The sequence below is a fragment of the Bradyrhizobium sp. OK095 genome, assembly GCF_900109945.1.
GTDB lineage: Bacteria > Pseudomonadota > Alphaproteobacteria > Rhizobiales > Xanthobacteraceae > Bradyrhizobium.
On record NZ_FOBX01000001.1, the window covers coordinates 931,164 to 949,033 of the forward strand.

Annotated in this window: 12 protein-coding genes and 1 pseudogene; 5 read left to right on the top strand and 8 right to left on the bottom strand. The window is 63.0% G+C overall.

The annotated features are described in order from the left end of the window. Positions 1 to 330: 330 nt before the first annotated feature. A complete protein-coding gene (locus BMW89_RS04410; RefSeq protein ID WP_143062712.1) occupies positions 331 to 2,193 on the top strand; it encodes a hypothetical protein in 1,863 nt (620 codons plus the stop codon). 55 nt (positions 2,194 to 2,248) lie between these two features. Here BMW89_RS04410 and BMW89_RS04415 read toward each other — a convergent pair whose 3' ends face one another. Continuing rightward, positions 2,249 to 3,472: a phenylacetate--CoA ligase family protein gene (locus BMW89_RS04415; protein ID WP_143062713.1), complete on the bottom strand. Its 1,224-nt coding sequence runs from the start codon at positions 3,470 to 3,472 to the stop codon at positions 2,249 to 2,251. 86 nt (positions 3,473 to 3,558) lie between these two features. On the opposite strand from BMW89_RS04415, the gene BMW89_RS04420 reads away from it, so the two are divergent. Further along, positions 3,559 to 4,698, top strand: coding sequence for an AGE family epimerase/isomerase (locus BMW89_RS04420; protein WP_177195813.1), 1,140 nt, complete (start codon positions 3,559 to 3,561; stop codon positions 4,696 to 4,698). Here BMW89_RS04420 and BMW89_RS04425 read toward each other — a convergent pair. From BMW89_RS04425 to BMW89_RS04450, 6 genes are all read right to left on the bottom strand, one after another. Beyond that, positions 4,695 to 5,534, bottom strand: a complete 840-nt coding sequence (locus BMW89_RS04425; protein WP_092023024.1) for an ABC transporter ATP-binding protein — start codon at positions 5,532 to 5,534, stop codon at positions 4,695 to 4,697. The two genes, BMW89_RS04420 and BMW89_RS04425, sit on opposite strands and share 4 nt — an antisense overlap. Before the next feature lie 146 nt (positions 5,535 to 5,680). Beyond that, a complete protein-coding gene (locus BMW89_RS04430) occupies positions 5,681 to 6,964 on the bottom strand; it encodes an ABC transporter substrate-binding protein (protein WP_092023026.1) in 1,284 nt (427 codons plus the stop codon). Positions 6,965 to 7,010: 46 nt separating this feature from the next. After that, positions 7,011 to 8,084: a branched-chain amino acid ABC transporter permease gene (locus tag BMW89_RS04435; RefSeq protein ID WP_092023028.1), complete on the bottom strand. Its 1,074-nt coding sequence runs from the start codon at positions 8,082 to 8,084 to the stop codon at positions 7,011 to 7,013. A gap of 3 nt (positions 8,085 to 8,087) precedes the next feature. After that, positions 8,088 to 8,981, bottom strand: coding sequence for a branched-chain amino acid ABC transporter permease (locus BMW89_RS04440; RefSeq protein ID WP_092023030.1), 894 nt, complete (start codon positions 8,979 to 8,981; stop codon positions 8,088 to 8,090). 220 nt (positions 8,982 to 9,201) lie between these two features. Further along, the gene (locus tag BMW89_RS04445) at positions 9,202 to 11,133 is read right to left on the bottom strand and encodes a long-chain fatty acid--CoA ligase (RefSeq protein ID WP_092023032.1); all 1,932 of its coding nucleotides are present in this window, start codon (positions 11,131 to 11,133) and stop codon (positions 9,202 to 9,204) included. Further along, on the bottom strand, positions 11,130 to 11,951 hold the full coding sequence (locus BMW89_RS04450) for an ABC transporter ATP-binding protein (protein WP_092023406.1): 822 nt from the start codon (positions 11,949 to 11,951) through the stop codon (positions 11,130 to 11,132). Before BMW89_RS04450 ends, BMW89_RS04445 begins: the two co-directional genes overlap by 4 nt. Positions 11,952 to 12,287: 336 nt before the next feature. On the opposite strand from BMW89_RS04450, the gene BMW89_RS04455 reads away from it, so the two are divergent. Further along, positions 12,288 to 12,962 (top strand): Crp/Fnr family transcriptional regulator, encoded by a 675-nt coding sequence (locus tag BMW89_RS04455; RefSeq protein ID WP_092023034.1) that lies wholly within the window; start codon positions 12,288 to 12,290, stop codon positions 12,960 to 12,962. Positions 12,963 to 13,112: 150 nt separating this feature from the next. Beyond that, positions 13,113 to 15,524, top strand: a complete 2,412-nt coding sequence (locus BMW89_RS04460) for an autotransporter family protein (RefSeq protein WP_244547513.1) — start codon at positions 13,113 to 13,115, stop codon at positions 15,522 to 15,524. Positions 15,525 to 15,873: 349 nt separating this feature from the next. Here BMW89_RS04460 and BMW89_RS04465 read toward each other — a convergent pair whose 3' ends face one another. Continuing rightward, the gene (locus BMW89_RS04465) at positions 15,874 to 17,136 is read right to left on the bottom strand and encodes an MFS transporter (protein WP_092023036.1); all 1,263 of its coding nucleotides are present in this window, start codon (positions 17,134 to 17,136) and stop codon (positions 15,874 to 15,876) included. Positions 17,137 to 17,249: 113 nt separating this feature from the next. Here BMW89_RS04465 and BMW89_RS04470 point away from each other — a divergent pair. Next, a pseudogene (locus BMW89_RS04470) lies at positions 17,250 to 17,498 on the top strand (Crp/Fnr family transcriptional regulator); the annotation flags it as partial. Between the last annotated feature and the right edge of the window lie 372 nt (positions 17,499 to 17,870).

The window sequence follows — 17,870 nt, forward strand, 5'->3', positions numbered from 1 at the left end:
CGGCGAATGCGCGCGGCGCCTTGTCCCGTAGAAGATGCGGAGGACGAGTCGCGGGCCGGCAAAGATCTCCCATCTGCCGGACATGTGTAGGTTGGTGCGCTTCGCCCGCCGTCGCGAACGACGAGATTACGCTGCGCGATGACGCGTACCCGTTCTCAAGAGCCATGGTGGGTTTTGCAATCAGCGATAGATGTATTATGAACACACCTTTCTAGATGGATTTGGCTTCGGTTACCGGAGAAGTGGTCCTGCAATGAACAAGATATCCTCAGGCTCGCAGATCTGCGGCGCGCTTTGTGGTCGAAACCCGTCCGCCCGGTGGGGGCGTTGATGAAATTTTCCAGCGTTGGCGAGCCTGAACGGACACCGGCGAAGTTGCGGTATTTGGCGATTTGCGCGTCCGTGGTCCCACTTTGGTTTCTGGGGACGTTCCTGCTCCTCACCCTCAGGAGCATTCCCGAGACTGATGATTTCTGCTTCTCCGACCAGGCGGGATTCTTCGAGACGGTAATTCAATGGTACAGGTACGTGGGAGGACGTGTTGTTCCTCTCTCGCTTATGCAAATTCCCGCCAAGCTTGGCCGCGTCATTGGCGTCGACTATTTCAGCTTCTACGAGCTCTTCCTTTTGCTCCTGGCAGTCTGCTTTGTGTTGGCCATGCTGTTCGTGATGCGACGGTTATGGCCACACAAATCTAGGTCGGAGCAACTATTCTTCGGTTTCCTTTTCGCTGCCATCCTGGTGTCGACCGCACCGAGCCCGCGGGAAATGCTGTACTGGCTGCCGGGAGTCACCTGCTACACGATTCCAGAAGCGCTGGTCATTTTGATCATCGCCGAACTCTCGGTTGCTCTTTTTGATCAGCGGCGCTTGGATGCGGCCACGATCTATTGGCTGGCCGCCGCCTGCGCCATTGCATCTCTGTGCAATGAATTTACTCCCGTCTGGGTGTTGGGATGGATACTCGGGTCGTTCCTGCTGCGTTGGCTTACGCAAAGAGCCAATCTTCAGGCGTTGGAACACGCGATTTTGGCGTCGGTGACGGTTGCGACTGGGGCGGTGGTCCTGTTCGCACCGGGTAATGCTGTTCGACGAGCGCAGTATTCGGCCGGCGGCGCGCTTGAGCAGTCCCTCCAGCTGGCTGTCTCTGACTTTACTCAGTCGATCAACCACGTCTTTGCGGCTCCGGAGGTCATTATCTGGCTGGTCGGAGTTGCGGCGTTTTCACTGTCTAAGCCAGAGTGGCGACAGGCTCGGCTAGGACATTTGGTCGTCGTGAGTGTCTACTTGCTTTTCGGAGCGGCGCTCTGTGCCTACGTGGCTCACTTTATCGGCCGATACTCTGCCGCGGAGAACCTGGCTTCTCGTGCTCGTAACGAGGTCGAGGGTCTGTTGATCGCGGGCCTGACTTTTTCGGTCTGCTTTGCTTCAAACTGGTTGGGTGCACGGATAAGGGACGTGTTACCCCGAACGCAGCCGCTCGGATCGGCGCTGGCAGCACTGATCGTCGTTGCGCTCAGCGGCGCGAGCTGGTGGGCTCTCTCCGATGGCGCAGCGGCTCAACGTCTCGGCCGTGATCGCGCATCCGTCGGACCTTTTTGGCTGGCGAGCATGGCGCGCCACGCTCGCTTGTCGCTGCCGGGCGACAAAGACGTCCTGGTTTCACCGCTTCTCGTATTTCCGCCCTTGTTGGCAAATCAGGATCTTGTTGAGAACCCGGACAGGCTGCCGAACGATTGCATAGCGCGGTTCTATGGAAAGCAGACAGTTCGTTTGAGGATTGAACCGCCGACTGAGTTCCTGGCGGCGTTCTCGAGATTTCTGCCGGGCCTTCAACGCAACATTGGGCAAATGCCTGCCGGTGAGATCCGGCTTTCGGACCTGAACAATCGTTCGATCGAGGTGCCGCAGACACTTGTCCAGGGGCCGAACCTCTCAACGCCTTGGGGATCGATGCGACTCGTCAGGGAAGGAGCACTGATGCAATTTGATCTCGACCGTCTCCCCGCGAGTGTATGCGTTCCGCTCTACCGCGGCTTGGGAGATATTCGAGGCATTGACAAGATTGAGCCAACCTCGCTTGCGGCGGGCTTCGAGGATGCGCCGGTCTCCGAGGAGAGCGCAGTTAAAGCCTGCTCGCTGCGAACCGAATTCATCAGGTTCCTGGTTTCAGCGCCCGCGGGCGATCGGTGATTTTTAGTTGTCCTTGCGATCGCAATCGCCTGCTCGGCGAGTCGGAACTCTTTCCCTACCGCTCGTCCGCGATCACCTTGCCGTCGTTCGGCAGTGCCCCGGGGCGGACCAGTTCGACGCTCCCGCCGAGTTTCGTCACCACGCGCAAGCTGGCGGCGATCTCTTCGCGCAGCGCATCGCCTGAAGTGCCCGTCTCGGCTTTCAGCGTCATCGCGTCGGTCTCGCCCTGGCGGGTGACGACGAGGCGCAGGCGGCCGAGCGCGGGATGGCGCTTGCCGATCTCGGCGATCTGCTCGGGGCGGACGAACATGCCCTTGACCTTGGTGGTCTGGTCGGCGCGGCCCATCCAGCCCTTGATGCGCATGTTGGTGCGACCGCAACGGCTCGGACCCGGCAGCGCGGCTGTGAGGTCGCCGAGCGCGAGGCGAATCCAGGGATGGTGCGGATCGAGCGAGGTGACGACGATCTCGCCGACGTCGCCCGGCGCCACGGGATCGCCGGTGCCGGGCTTGACGATCTCCATGATCAGATCCTCGTTCACGACCATGCCGTCGCGCGCCTCGGTCTCGAAGGCGATGAGGCCGAGATCGGCGGTGCCGAAGGCCTGATAGGCGTCGATGCCGCGCGCCTTGATCTCGGCCTGGAGCGAGGGCGGGAACGCCGCACCCGAAACCAGCGCGCGCTTGATCGACGAGATGTCGCGGCCTGCGGCTGCCGCGGCGTCGAGCAGGATCTTCAAAAAGTCCGGCGTGCCGCTGTAGCCGACCGGACGATAGGCCTCGATCAGCTCGAATTGCTGCTCGGCATTGCCGGGCCCGGCCGGGATCACCGCGCAGCCGAGCGCGCGCGCCGACGCATCGAAGATGAAGCCGCCGGGGGTGAGGTGGTAGCTGAAGGTGTTGAGCACGATGTCATTGGGCCGGAACCCGGCCGCGAACAGCGCTCGCGCACCGCGCCAGGGATCGGCCTGCCGGCCCTCCGGCTCGAAGATCGGCCCCGGTGAGGTGAACAGGCGGGCGAACGAGCCGGGAGCCGCTGCCACCAAGCCGCCGAAGGGCGCTGAGGCCTTGTGCAGTGCCGGAAGCTCCGATTTGCGCAGCACCGGCAGGCCCGCCAGTGCCGCCCTGGAGGTCACCGAGGCGGGATCGAGCCCCCTCAGCCGCTCGGCATAGGCTGGCGCGGTCATCGCGCCACGCAGCACGTCCGGCAGGCGGGAGAACAGATCGGCCTCGCGCGCGGCCTGTTCGCGCGTCTCGCGGGCGTCGTAATGGGCGGTCATGGCTGATCTTTCCCGGTTGGCATCCGTTGCGCGCTGCCGCCGTCATGGGTATCAGACGGTCCTGGGCGAGGCTCGAAGAGGACGCGATGGCGGACGATGGAATGATTGCGGCAGACGTCGTTGCGCGCCTGAAGCGCCGCATGATCGACGAGGCGCTGCCGCTGTGGTCGACCGTCGGCTGGGACCATGCCGCAGGCGGCTTCATCGACCGATTGCACGCCGACGGCACGGCGGATGCGGCCGCGCCGCGGCGCGTGTTTGTGCAGGCCCGCCAGATTTGGTGCTACGCCAAGGCGGCGCAGATGGGCTGGTACCCCGAAGGCCGCGCCATCGCGCTGAAGGGGCTGGAGCATCTGCTCAGCAAAGCGAAGGCGCCCGACGGCAAGCCCGGCTATGTGCACCGGCTGACGCCGGAGGGGGCGGTGCTGGACGGCCGGCGTGATGCCTACGACCACGCCTTCATTCTGTTTGCGCTGGCGACCGTCTATGCACTCGACCAGGACGCGCAAATCCGCGCCGAGATCGACGCGCTGCTCGCCTTCCTCGACGGCCATCTGCGCTCGCCGCATGGCGGCGTCCACGAGGGCCTGCCGGTGTCGCTGCCGCGGCGGCAGAACCCGCATATGCATCTGTTCGAGGCGATGATCGCGTGTTTCGACGCGACCCACGATCTGTCGTTCCAGAATCGCGCCGGCGAGTTCTTCGCGCTGTTCCTCGCCAACCTCTACGACAAGCAGAAGCGCATCCTCACCGAGTACTTCGAAGAGGACTGGTCGAAGATCGAGCCGGTCAGCGTCGAGGCCGGCCATCAGGCGGAATGGGTGTGGCTGTTGAAGGGATTTGAACGCATCACGGGATGCCCGACCGGGCAGCGCCGCGCCGAGCTGCTTGCGACTGCACTGCGCTATCGCGACGAGGCCACCGGCTGTCTCACGGATGAGGGCGATGCTGCCGGCAACATCCGTCGCAGCACGCGCCGGCTGTGGCCGCAGACCGAGATGGCGAAGGCGTGGATCGCGCAAGCCGAATCCGGGGAGGCGGGCGCGGCGGATGAGGCGCGCGCGGCGCTGGTGCGGCTCGAACGGCATTATCTCAGCCATCCCGTCAAGGGCGGCTGGTACGACCAGTTCGATCGCGACGGCAAATCGCTGGTCGACACCATTCCTGCGTCGTCGTTCTATCATGTTCTCTGCGCAGTCACGGAAGCGGAGCAGGTTTTGGATTAGAGCCAGCGCTTGCGACGCTTGAAGCTCTTGAGGTTCTTGAAACTCTTGCGCTGGTCGCCGGCGCCGCCGAGGTAGAATTCCTTGACGTCCTCGTTGTCGCGCAATTCGTCGGCGGTGCCGTCGAGCACGACCTTGCCCTGCTCCATGATGTAGCCGTGGCTCGCCACCGACAGCGCAGCGCGCGCGTTCTGCTCGACCAGCAGGATGGTGACGCCGAGATCGCGGTTGATCTTCTGGATGATCGAGAACACCTCTTTCACCAGCAGCGGCGACAGGCCCATCGACGGCTCGTCCATCAGGATCATCTTAGGGCGCGCCATCAGCGCGCGGCCGATCGCGAGCATCTGCTGCTCGCCGCCGGAGAGATAGCCGGCCAACCCTGTGCGCTCCTTCAGGCGCGGGAAATAGTTGAAGACCATATCGAGGTCGGCATCGACCCCGCGGTCCCTGCGGGTGAAGGCGCCGAGCTTGAGGTTCTCAAGCGACGTCATGTCGGCGATGATGCGCCTGCCCTCCATCACCTGGAAGATGCCGCGTCGGACGATCTTGTCGGGATCGATGCCGTTGATCCGCTCGCCCTCGAACAGGATCTCGCCGCGCGTGACCTCGCCATCCTCGGTCTTGAGCAGCCCCGAGATCGCCTTCAGCGTCGTCGACTTGCCGGCGCCGTTGGCGCCGAGCAGCGCGACGATCGCGCCCTTGGGGACGTCGAGGCTCAGGCCGCGCAGCACAAGAATGACGTCGTCATAGACGACCTCGATGTTGCGTACGGCGAGGAGGGGCGGCGCGGGCACGATGGTTGGCGAGGGACGCTCGATCTGAGCCGCTTCACTCATGGTTAGTTACTTTCTCGATGTCGTCACCCGCGAAGGCGGGTGACCCAGTATTCCAGAGACGCCGGAGATTCATCGAGAAGCCGCGGCGTACTGGATCCCCCGCTTTCGCGGGGGATGACAGTGGCGCGTGGGGTGAAAGCGAGCGCTCACCAGCCCAGCAGTTCCGGCTTGCGCGGCAGCTCGACGGTCTTGACCTTCTCGAGCTTGATGGTGCCCTTGGCCATGAGGTCGTTGAGGTCGCCGTCGGTCGCGCCCGCGATCTTGGTGCGATAGAGGTCGACCTTCAGCGTGCCGCGGTGGTCCTTGTCGGTCCAGGTCGAGGGATTGCAGACACCTTCCATGCCAGCCGGCACCCAATCCTTCTTCTGGTAAAAGCCCTTCACGACGTTGTCGCCGGCGGCGCCGCCGTTCTTGGCGGCCCAGTCGAGCGCTTCCTTCATGTAGAGCGCCGAGCAGACGGCCGCGATGTAGTGCACGGGCCGATAGACCTTGCCGGTGGGATCGGACATCTTGGAGATCTCCATCACCGTCTTCATGCCGGGCGCATTGCCGCCCCAGCTCACGGCGGTGCGCAGCGGGAAGATCACGCCGTCGGCCGCATCGCCCGCGGTCTTGGCGGCGTTCTCGTCCATGCCCCAGACATTGCCCATGAACTGGATGTCGACGCCGGCGGTCTTGCAGGCCTTCATCACCGAGATGTTGGAGGCCGCGGTGTTGCCGAGATAGGCGTAATTGGCGCCCGACGATTTGAGGCTCAGGCACTGCGCGCTGTAGTCACCCGGCGCCAGCGCGAACACCAGCGGCGGCAGCACCTCGAAGCCGAGCTCCGTCGCCATGGCTTCGCCGGCGGCCTTCGGCGCGTTCGGATAGGGGTGGTTGGCGCCCATGTGCACGAATTTCGCCTTGCCCGGCTTGCCCTTGGCCTTCCAGTCTTCGGCCGCCCATATCAGCATCGCGCGCAGCGAGTCCGAATAGCTCGGGCCGTAGAAGAAATTGTAAGGCGCGGGCTTGGCCTTGCCGCTGACGCCTTCGGGGTCGGTCAGGGCTGCGGCGTAGGAGCCGGAGAGATCGGGAATCTTGTCCTGGGCGAGGAAGCCGGTGAGTGCCTCGGTGTCAGCGGTACCCCAGCCCATGATCGCTGCGACCTTAGAGTCCGGCGCCGACCACTTCTTGTACAACGCGATCGCCTTTGGCACTTGGTAGCCGTAATCGTTGGTGTCGACGCTGAGCTGCTTGCCGCCGACGCCGCCGTTCTTGTTGACCCAGGCGAAGGTGTCCGCGACTGCCTGGCCGTAGGGCGTGCCGACATCGGAGGTGCCGCCGGAATAGTCGGCGAGATGGCCGATTGCGATCTGTGCCTGCGCGCTCGCCGAGACGACCGCGATTGCCAGCACGAGCGATGCGGTGCTCAAAAGGGATTTTGTCTTCATTGGTTGCCTCCTCCTGTTTATTTGTTGGTTAGAGAGTTGCCCGCGCTCAGTGCGAGAACGGGTAGAGTTTCCAGTACGTCTTGATCTGCCGCCAGCGATGCGCGAGCCCGTCAGGCTCGAACATCAGGAACGCGATGATGATCACTCCGATCGCGATCTCGCGCAGGAAGGTGATGTTGGTGTTGAGCGACAGCGCCTTGTCGATCGCACCGCCCTTCAAATAATGGCTGATGAGCTCCATCGTCTCCGGCAGCAGCACCACGAAGGCGGTGCCCATCAAGGTGCCCATGATCGAGCCCGTGCCTCCGATGATGATCATGGCCAGGAAAAGGATCGAGCGCTCGATGCCAAAGCCTTCCTGCGACACAACGAGCTGGTAATGGGCATAGAGCGCGCCGGCGATGCCGGCGAAGAAGGCGGCGAGTCCAAACGACAGCGTGCGGTATTTGGTGAGGTTGATGCCCATGATCTCCGCCGAGAGATAATGGTCGCGGATCGCCACCAGCGCGCGGCCGTCGCGCGTGCGCATCAGATTGGTGACGAGGATGTAGCTCGCGATGACATAGGCCAGCACGACGTAGAAATATTGCCTGTCGCCGCGCAAGCTGTAGCCGAAGATCGAGAACGGGTTTGCGCTCGCCGGCACCGAGCCGCCGGTGAACCATTCCGCGCGCGAGAAGAAGTCGAGCAGGATGTATTGCGCGGCGAGCGTGGCGATGACGAGATAGAGCCCCTTCAGCCGCGCCGCGGGGATGCCGAACACCAGCCCGACCAGCGCGGTGACGATTCCCGCCAGCGGGATCGCGAAGAACACCGGGATCGGTGCGTTGTTGGAGATGTAGGCCGAGGTGAAGGCGCCAAGCAGGAAGAAGGCGGCGTGCCCGATCGAGATCTGGCCGGTGAAGCCGACCAGGATGTTGAGCCCGAGCGCGGCGATCGAGAAGATGCCGATCTGGATCAGGATGCTGAGCCAGTAACCGCCGAGGAATTGCGGCACGAGGCAGAGCAGCAGCACGCCTGTTATCGCGAAGTTGCGGCTGGTCGTGGTCGGGAAGATCGTGGTGTCGGCCGCGTAGGAGGTGCGGAAGTCACCAGCAGGGATGAGGGCAGGGCCGGCCATGGGTCAGATCCGCTCGATGTCGTGGGTGCCGAACAAGCCGTAAGGCTTGATCATCAGCACGATGATGAGGACGTAGAACGGCGCGATCTCGTAGAGATTGCCCCAGTGCAGATATTCGCTGTCGACATATTGCGCGACGTTCTCGAGCAGCCCGATGATGATGCCGCCGAGCACCGCGCCGCCGACGGAATCGAGCCCGCCGAGGATCGCCGCCGGAAACACTTTGATGCCGTAGCCGGCCAGGCCCGACGACACGCCGTTCACCACCGCAACGACGACGCCCGCGACTGCCGACACGGTGGCCGAGATCGCCCAGGCCATCGCGAACACGCTCTTCACGGAAATGCCGAGTGACTGCGCCACCTGCTGGTTGAACGCGGTGGCGCGCATCGCAAGGCCGTATTTGGAGGCGCGGAAGAACCAGGCCATGCCGATCATCATCGCCACCGACACCACAAGGCTCATGACATAGACGGTCTGGATCTGGAGGCCAAACAGGCTGACCGACTGGCTCTCGAACACGCGCGGGAACGGCTGCGGGTTGACGCCGAACATCCATTTCAGCGTCGCCTGCAGCACCGTGGAGAGGCCGATCGTCACCATGATCACCGAGATGATGGGCTCGCCGATCATCGGCCGCAGGATCAGGACCTGGATCGCGATGCCGAACACGAACATGAACACCAGCGTCATCGGCATGCCGATCCAGAACGGCACCTGGTATTTTGTGAGCAGCGTCCAGCAAACCCAGGCGCCGACCAGCAGCAATTCACCTTGCGCGAAGTTGACGACCTGCGTCGCCTTGTAGATCAGCACGAACGACATCGCGACCACGCCATAGAGCGTGCCGACCACGAGGCCGTTGACCAGGAGCTGAATGAGGAAGGCGGTGTTCATGCAGTGATGCTCGCTGACAAGTCCGGCGCGCTCTTCCCCTCTCCCCTTGTGGGAGAGGGTGGCTTCGCGAAGCGAAGACGGGTGAGGGGTTGCCTCGGCATCGAAGGTGCGGAGAGAGGACCCCTCACCCGAGTGAGGGTGTGGCTGATGGCGGCGATGCCCTCTCCCTCAAGGGGAGAGGGCACAGTAATGCGCATCGCGCTCGTGGCTGACACGAAGTTCACTCCGCTGCCTCCGCCAAATGCCCATGCGCGCCCAAATCCACCACGCGCAGCGTCGTGCGTACGCGCTGGGTGGTGCCGTCCTGGAAGCGGATCACGGTGTCGACGGGGATGTCGGTGGTGCCGCGGTAGATCGCGTCGATGATGCCTTCGTATTTCTCGTTGATGACGCTGCGGCGAACCTTGCGCGTGCGAGTGAGCTCGCCGTCGTCGGCATCCAGCTCCTTGTAGAGCAGCAGGAAGCGCGAGATGCGCTGGGCCGGGGGCAGGGTGGCGTTGACGGTCTCGACTTCCTTGCGCAGCAGCGCATAGACCTCGGGTCGCGAGGCGAGGTCGCTGTAGGTCGTGAAGGAGAGGCGGTTCTTCTCCGCCCATTTCGAGATGATGGAATAGCGGATGCAGATCATCGCCGCGAGTGCGTCGCGGCCGGCGCCCAGCACCACGGCCTCCGCGATATAGGGCGAGAACTTCAACTTGTTCTCGATGAACTGCGGCGAGAAGCGCTCGCCGCGCGAGGTCTCCGCGAGATCCTTGATGCGGTCGATGACGACGAGCTGGCGGTTGGCGTTGAAATAGCCGGCGTCGCCGGACAGCATCCAGCCGTCCCTGATGTCGGCAACGCTCGCCTCGGGGTTCTTGTAATAGCCGAGGAACATGTTGGGGTGCCGCACCACGATCTCGCCGACGCCATGGACGTCGGGATTGTCGATACGGATCTCGACGCTGTCGGCCATCGGCACGCCGGTGGTATCAGGATCGACCTTGCCGGCGGGATGCAGCGTGTAGGCGCCCAGCAGCTCGGTCTGGCCGTAGAGCGTGCGCAGCGGCACGCCCATCGCCTGAAAGAACTTGAATGTCTCGGGGCCGAGCGCCGCGCCGCCGGTCGCGGCCGAACGCAGGCGGGTGAAGCCGAGCCGGTCGCGCAGCGCGCGGAACAAGATCGCATCGGCGAAGCCCGAGCGCTTACCCTGTGCGAGCGCGGCGAGACCCGTCTTCATGCCGATGTCGAACTGCCGCTGCTTGAACGGCGTCGCGTCCATCACCTTGGCACGGACGTCGGCGGCGATCGATTCCCAGATGCGGGGGGCAAAGAGCACGAATGTCGGCGCGATCTCACGCAGATCGTTCATCATCGTATCCGGCTCTTCGACGAAGTTGACCTTCATCCGGCACAGCAGGCCTTTGCCGAGCACATAGACCTGCTCCATGATCCATGGCAGCGGCAGCACCGAGACATATTCGTCGTCAGGTCCCTTCGGGTCGAAGGCGAGATAGGTCGCGCAATGGCTGAGCACGCGGCCGGCTGCGAGCATCGCGAGCTTTGGATGCGATGTCGTGCCTGACGTGGTGCAGAGGATCGCGACATCCTGGCCCTTGGTGGCATCCACGAGCCGATCGTAAAGCGCAGGCTCGCGCGTCGCGCGCGCACGGCCGAGCCCGGCGAATTTTTCGGCCGACATCAGGCGCGGGTCGTCATACTTTCGCATCCCGCGCGGGTCGGAATAGATGATGTGCTTCAGCTTCGGCACGCGATCGGCGAGCGTGAGCAGCTTGTCGACCTGCTCCTCGTCCTCGGCGAACACAAGCTGCGCCTCGCCATAGGTGAGGAGATACAAGGCTTCCTCGTCGAGCACGTCGCGATAGAGCCCGAGGCTCAATCCGCCAATTGCGTGAGTCGCGATCTCCGCTGCGACCCAGTCTGGACGGTTGTCGCCGATGATGCCGATGACATCATCGCGCCCGAGGCCCAATTCGACGAGGCCGAGCGCGAAATCGCGCACGCGGGTGCTGTAATCATTCCAGGTGAAGACGCGCCACAGCCCAAGATCCTTCTCGCGCAGCGCGATCTCGTTGCCGTGCTCCCTGGCGTTGAGCCGCAGCATCTTCGGATAGGTGTCGGCCTGCGCGACGCGGCCCGCATAATCCATCATGCCGCGCTCTCCTGCGCCGGCGGAGCATCGTCGGGATCGACCAGCTCCTCGTCCTCTTCGCCGAGATAGGCGCGCCGGACGTGGGGGTCGGCGAGAACCGCGGCCGGATCGCCCTCGGCGATCTTGCGGCCGAAATCCAGCACCATGACGCGGTGGGAGATATCCATCACCACGCCCATGTCGTGCTCGATCATCACCACGGTCATGCCGAACTCCTCGTTGAGATCGACGATGTAGCGGGCCATGTCCTCCTTCTCCTCGAAATTCATGCCGGCCATCGGCTCGTCGAGGAGAATGAGGCGCGGCTCCAGCGCCATGGCGCGGGCAAGCTCGACGCGCTTGCGCAAGCCGTAGGAGAGGGTGCCGGCCGGCGCCTTGCGCACCGACTGGAGGTCGAGGAAGTCGATGATCTCTTCCACCTTGCGGCGGTGCGCGAGCTCTTCCTTGCGTGCACCGGTGAGCCAGTACAGCGATCCCGTGAGAAAATTGTTCTTCAACAGGTGATGGCGCCCGACCATGATGTTGTCGAGCACGCTCATGTGGTGGAACAGGGCCAGGTTCTGGAAGGTGCGGCCGATGCCGAGCGAGGCGCGCGCGTTCGGCGTCAGGCCGGTGATGTCGCGATCGCCGTAGAACAGCTGGCCTTCGGTCGGCTTGTAGCGGCCGGAAATACAATTCACGATCGAGGTCTTGCCGGCACCATTGGGGCCGATGATCGAGAACAGCTCGCCTTCCCGAATGGCGAAGCTGACATCGGTCAGCGCGCGAACGCCGCCGAATCGCAAGGACACGCCGCGCACTTCGAGACTGGTAGCCACCAAACAAATCCCTCCCGGTGATGGCGCGTTCAGCGGCGCTCTTCGTCGGTTCCTGTCGGGCGATCCTAGTACGGCCGTACCGGCGAGGCCATGCAGCAGATGGTCCCGACCGGCGCCGCACCACTCTCGTTCCCGTTTGGGATCAAAAGTCGCATCGCCCGAGGTGGCCCTCAATAGGGGAAAGCGCTATTTTGAAATGTCTCCGGCCTGACAATTCTGCGACAAAGTTTTTCGGGTGGCCGTGGCCTCCTTCTTTCGTCGGATGGTGGCTGAAGAGATCGTGTTGCAGTGCAGCAGAGAGATGGGTGACGAAACGGTGCGGCTGGCTTCGGGATCATGATTTCAGAGGATCAACTGAAGCGCGTCGCCGCCTGGTCGCGCGAGCTCACGCAAGCGGAGATCGAGGTCGCCCGCGCCGGAATTACGGAGCGGTCCTACGGCACCGGTGAGACCGTGTTCATGCGCGGCGACACCTTCGACTATTGGGCCGGCATGGTCTTTGGCCTGGCCCGGATGGGCGGGGTCTCGCGCGACGGCAAGGAGACCAGCCTTGCCGGGTTGACGGCCGGGGCCTGGTTCGGCGAAGGCAGCGTGCTCAAGAACGAGCCGCGCCGCTATGACGTGGTCGCGCTGCGCAACAGCCGCGTCGCGCTGATGGAGCGCAGCGCCTTCATGTGGCTGTTCGAGAACAGCGTCGGCTTCAACCGCTTCCTGGTACGCCAGCTCAACGAGCGGCTCGGCCAGTTCATCGGCATGCTCGAGGTCAACCGCACGCTCGATGCCACCGCGCGCCTCGCCCGCGGCATAGCCTCGCTGTTCAACCCGATCCTCTATCCGGAATCGACCGCGCATCTGGAGATCACCCAGGAGGAGATCGGTGCGCTCTCCGGCATGTCCCGCCAGAACGCCAACCGCGCTCTGAACCGGTTGGAAAAGGAGGGCCTGCTGCGGCTGGAGTATGGCGGGGTGACGATTTTGGATATCGAGCGGCTGCGCAGTTATGGAGACTAGAGTGCGTGCGCAAGATTCTTGCCTGCCCGTTCCGTTTCTGGAACTTTCTTGAGTCGCCGAACTAATTGCCCGCCTTGTTACCGTCTTGCCACAGTGCGCGCCTCTGCCGCCTGCTACGAGTTAGGCGGAAATGGGTTGTGGTGTCGCGTGGTGTTTGATTTTTTGAAAGCGTATTTGTCCGGCTGCAATTTGTTGCGAAGCGCATTGTTTTCCGTGATTGTTGCCCTGATGGCGGCCGATGCGGCAGCACAGACCTGCGTGGGTACGACAAGCATTGTCTGCACTTACAGCGGCGCCTCCGGCCCAGTTGGCGATCCGCCCAGCGGGCCAGTCACCGGAAACAATAACCTCACCAACAATATTACGGCGACCGGTACCGCAACCCAAGCCCTGACATTCGTGCAATTCGGCACTTCGACGTTGATCAACGATGGAATCATCAACGGCCAAGTCAATACGCACGCCGGCGTTCTGGGGGCAGGCTCTTTCACGCCGACGGCGATTACGGTCAACCACGGGACCATCAACGGAATTCTCCGCACGCTCGTCGATTACGGGGGCGATGCCACTGTGTACAACACCGGTATCGTAAACGGAGCTATTATCGTAACGCCGTTGGACTCGGTTTTTGGCTCGGCGAAAATCTATAACAGCGGACAAGCTCTCACTCTGACGACCATCCGCACATCCACTTTGTTTGGCGACACAATCGTTGAGAACTCGGGAACGGTTCTCGGTTATATCCTTTCGTATAATGTTGATGGCTTGCAAGGCACTCAGGCAAATACCATCAACAGCGGTACTGCCGCCGGAATAACCAACATTGCGGGTCTCGGCAACGCCAGCATCGTCAATAGCGGTTTCGCTGGCATTGTGGCTGCGTCGAGCGATTCAGGAAGCGCGGCCGTATCCAACTCCGGCTTGATCCAGGGATCGGTAGCAGCGACCTCGGGCAGTGGGCCTGCATCCATATCCAACGCCGGCTCGATCCAGGGGCCGGTAGCAGCGACCTCGAGCAGCGGGCCTGCATCGGTAATCAACTCGGGCTCCATTAAGGGAACGGTGTCGGCAATCGCGAACAGCGGGCCTGCTTCCGTCATCAACACCGGTTCGATTCGTGGCACCGTGCAGGTCACGTCGGACTACAACGGCAGCGCAGGTCCTGGCGCGTTCCTGACCAATGCCGGCTTGATCGACGGCAGCGGACAATATGCCGCCATCGACTTGACGAACGTTCTCCTGGATGCGCGCATGACGCTCAACCTGCTGACGGGATCGCGCGTGATCGGGCGCATCACGATCCCAGGCGATGCGACCATCCCGGGGCAGACTCCGACTGTGATCAATATCCAGGGCGGCCGGATGGCCTCGTCGATCCTGACCTTTGGCGACAGCAACAACGAATTTGGGCTTGCCGATACGGGTGCGACCATCAACGTTACCAACGCGATTTACGTCGTCAGCGGCAATTCCGTCGCCATCGTCGATCCCTCGTCGTTCGCGGTCAACAGCCGGAACATGGTCGACGTCACCCATGTGATCGGCTCGCTGGCGACAGGACGATTATCCTCGCCCGCGCCGGCCAGCAGTGACGGGATGGCCATCGGTTTCGCGCCATCGGGAAACGTGGCGCGCGACATGATCGACAACGCCTTCGCCTCGCTGGCCTATGCCGGTCAGGACCGCGTGCTGGCGAACAATCCGAACTTCACTGCGGCCGACGGCACCAGCGTCTGGGCGCAGGGGTTCGGTGGCCGCCGCGTCGCGCCGGAGGACGGTCCGACCCTGCGCTCGGTCAACAATCTCTACGGTGGCGCGCTCGGCGTGGACAAGACGGTGCAAGCCGGGCTGCGGCTCGGCGCCTTCATCGGCGGCGGCAGTCTGCAGTCCGACCTCGACCTGAATGCAGGGCGTACCACCAGTGATCTGGCGTTTGCCGGTCTTTACGGGCGTTACGCGCTCAACGGCGGCTTCGTAGATTTTTCACTGATCGGCGGCGGCAGTGGCAACAGCTCCAGCCGCAGGGTCGACAACAATCTGGCTCCGAGCGGAGTCGACTATGCGCTGGCGCACTATGCCGGCTGGTTCGTCACGCCCGAGCTTGCGCTCGGCTTCGAACGGCCGCTCGGCAGCAACCTGACGCTCACGCCAACGGTGCGGGTGCGCTATCTCGCGGCCGGGTTCGACGCCTATCAGGAGAACGGATCAGCGGCCAATCTCGCCGTCGCCAGCAGAGTCTCGCATTATTTCGAGGAGCGCGCGGGTATCGCGCTGACTCGCAGCTTCAACGGCGTCGGACGAGGCACTCTGCAACTGACCGGCACGGCCGGCGGCGTGTCATTGCAGCGGGCGGGCGATAGCGGTGTGAACGCGGTGTTGCTCGGTCAAAGCCTCGCCTTCGCAACGCCTGGCCGGAGCAATGTGATCGGTTACTATGCAGGCGCCAATATTGACTGGCGTCACGCCTCGGGCGCATCGTTCTTCGCCGCGACCGAATTCAACGGAATGTCCGACAGCAGCCGGACAATTACCGGCCGGGGTGGCGTCAAGATCACGTTCTGACAATCGCCGGATGACAAAGATAGGAGCATTGCCAATGTCGGCATATTGGAGCCTATAGCGAGCCACCAAGCCAATGTTGGTCTTTTGCGAGCGAGTAATAAGGTCAGCGGCAATCCCGCGACGAAACCAATGACGGTGCAGATAAAGACGTACTTCATAGTCTGACCTTCGCTCAGGCGAGTTTAACAAAGATGAACATCGTTGGTTGCAGTATCCCCAAATGCTTCTTCGCTTGATGAGCCCATCTGTCGCCTTGTGGCCCACGCGGAAGTCCTGCGACCTTCCGATTCTGCGAGGCTGTCATCGGCATGGCGACGTCAAGCGGCGTCCCCAATTTATGAGGATACGCCTAGCGCGCGTTGGCGGGAGCGTGTAGCGGCCAGAGGTCTGCGCGCCAGCGGATCGCGATCGCCAGCATCGCGATGAAGCCCGCGACGGCATAGAGCGAACCCGTCGCGGAATAGCCGATGATGTCGATCAGGCTGCCGGCCGCGAGCAATCCGATCGGCAAGCCGTAGATCACCATCATGCGCACACCCATCACGCGGCCGCGCAGATGTGCGCTGGCCGTCCGCATCAGGATCACCGCGGCCGAGATCATCGACATGCTCTGGGCGATGCCGGCGAGCACGAGGCAGGCCATCGCCACCGGCATGGTCCTGATTTCGACGAACACCAGCAGCATGGCGTACCAGGCCAGCGTCGCGCCGATCAGGAGCCGGGCAATGCGCAGGCCGCCGACGAGGCTGAGCGTGATGGAGCCGATCAGCGAGCCGACGGCGAAGCTCGCCGAGAGATAACCGAGGCCGGTCTGGTCGGTATGAAAGATTTCGCGCGCGATGTAAGGCAGCAATCCGCCGGTGAAGGGAAATGCGGTGAGATTGGCCAGGAAGGCGACGCACAGCGCCGCGCGCATTCCCGGACCACTCCAGGCGTAGACGATCCCCTCCTTGAGGTCGCCCAGCAGCCGCGAGACCGCGTGGCCGTTGGGTGGAAGATCGCTGGTGGTGACGGTCCGTTTTGGCCGGGTCAGGCAGGACATGAGAATCGCGGCCACGAGGTAGAGGCTCGCGACCGCCGCATAGACGAGCCCAATGCCGAGCACGGCAAACAGTCCGGCTCCCGTCAGCGCTCCGGCGATGCGCGCGCTATCCTGGGTCGTGCGTGACAGGCCGATTGCGCTCACCAGCCGCTCGGCGGGCATGATGTCGGCGAGCAGCGCGCTGCGAATGCCGAGATCGGAGGAGCGGATCAGGCCCATGATCGCCACGATGATCATGACGTTGAGCGGCGCCAGACGGCCGGTCAGCGCCAGCACCATGATGGTCGAGGCGAGCGCCGTATAGGTGAGGCGCAGCACGACAAGGAGGTCGCGATGACCCATGCGATCGCCGATCATCCCGAGCGCCGGTGCAACCAGCGTTCCGACATATTGCAGCGACGCGAGAATGGTCAGCAGCAGCACCGATCCTGTCTCGACCAGGATGTACCAGCCGAGCACCAGCGTCTCGATCTCGAACGCCCAGGAGGTGAGCAGATCGGATGGCCACTGGAAGCGGTAGTTGCGGATACGGAATGGTGCGAGTGCGGAAGGTCGTGCGCCTGTGCTCAAGACGCGATGACGCGTGTCACGGCGATTCCCTGCCCTTGTTGTTTCTTCTTGCTGTTCAGTAACGTAGCGTTGGTGACGCGCGTGTCAATCGGACTCGCCGCAGGCTGCCCCCGCTCGAGGTCAACCGCACGTTGGATGCCACCGCGCGCCTCGCCCGCAGCATCGCCTCGCTATTCAACCCGATCCTCTATCCGGAATCGACCGCGCACCTGGAGATCACCCAGGAGGAGATCGGCGCCCTCTCCGGCATGTCCCGCCCGAACGCCAACCGCGCGCTGAACCGGCTGGGGAAAGAGGGGCTGTTGCGGCTCGAATATGGTGGCGTGTCTATTCTCGATATCGAGCGTCTGCGGCTACGGGGATTCGTGAAGCGTTCTCCCCGGCAACGAACAAATAATTTCTTCTGGCAAACAGGCCGCCCCTTTACGTCGGCGTGCAGGAATAGGTCACCCGCCTTTACAGAAGTCCAAGGCGACCTGGCGTCAGCCTGGCTTTTTGCCTGGAGTGTCGCTTGACTAGGAAGCAACTTGTGATAGCGTCTTGAGGTTGCTCGTGGACCGAGCGCGAAGCCCAATTGAAATTGACGAAAATTATTTGAGTCGTTTCGGCAGGTGTGTAAATGCCGCCGCGGCTACCAAGTTTCGATGCCACCGCGCAAATATTTCGATGACCGCAACAATCCCTCTCTGCCGTGCCATTCGGCCAATGAGGATGTCGGCCCGGGTGCCGAGGAC

Coding starts and splice junctions, on each gene's coding strand:
- BMW89_RS04415 (WP_143062713.1), bottom strand. CDS start 3,472: ATGACCGCCCATTACGACGCCCGCGAGACGCGCGAACAGGCCGCGCGC.
- BMW89_RS04455 (WP_092023034.1), top strand. CDS start 12,288: ATGATTTCAGAGGATCAACTGAAGCGCGTCGCCGCCTGGTCGCGCGAG.
- BMW89_RS04430 (WP_092023026.1), bottom strand. CDS start 6,964: ATGAAGACAAAATCCCTTTTGAGCACCGCATCGCTCGTGCTGGCAATC.
- BMW89_RS04435 (WP_092023028.1), bottom strand. CDS start 8,084: ATGGCCGGCCCTGCCCTCATCCCTGCTGGTGACTTCCGCACCTCCTAC.
- BMW89_RS04425 (WP_092023024.1), bottom strand. CDS start 5,534: ATGAGTGAAGCGGCTCAGATCGAGCGTCCCTCGCCAACCATCGTGCCC.
- BMW89_RS04440 (WP_092023030.1), bottom strand. CDS start 8,981: ATGAACACCGCCTTCCTCATTCAGCTCCTGGTCAACGGCCTCGTGGTC.
- BMW89_RS04420 (WP_177195813.1), top strand. CDS start 3,559: ATGGCGGACGATGGAATGATTGCGGCAGACGTCGTTGCGCGCCTGAAG.
- BMW89_RS04410 (WP_143062712.1), top strand. CDS start 331: ATGAAATTTTCCAGCGTTGGCGAGCCTGAACGGACACCGGCGAAGTTG.
- BMW89_RS04445 (WP_092023032.1), bottom strand. CDS start 11,133: ATGATGGATTATGCGGGCCGCGTCGCGCAGGCCGACACCTATCCGAAG.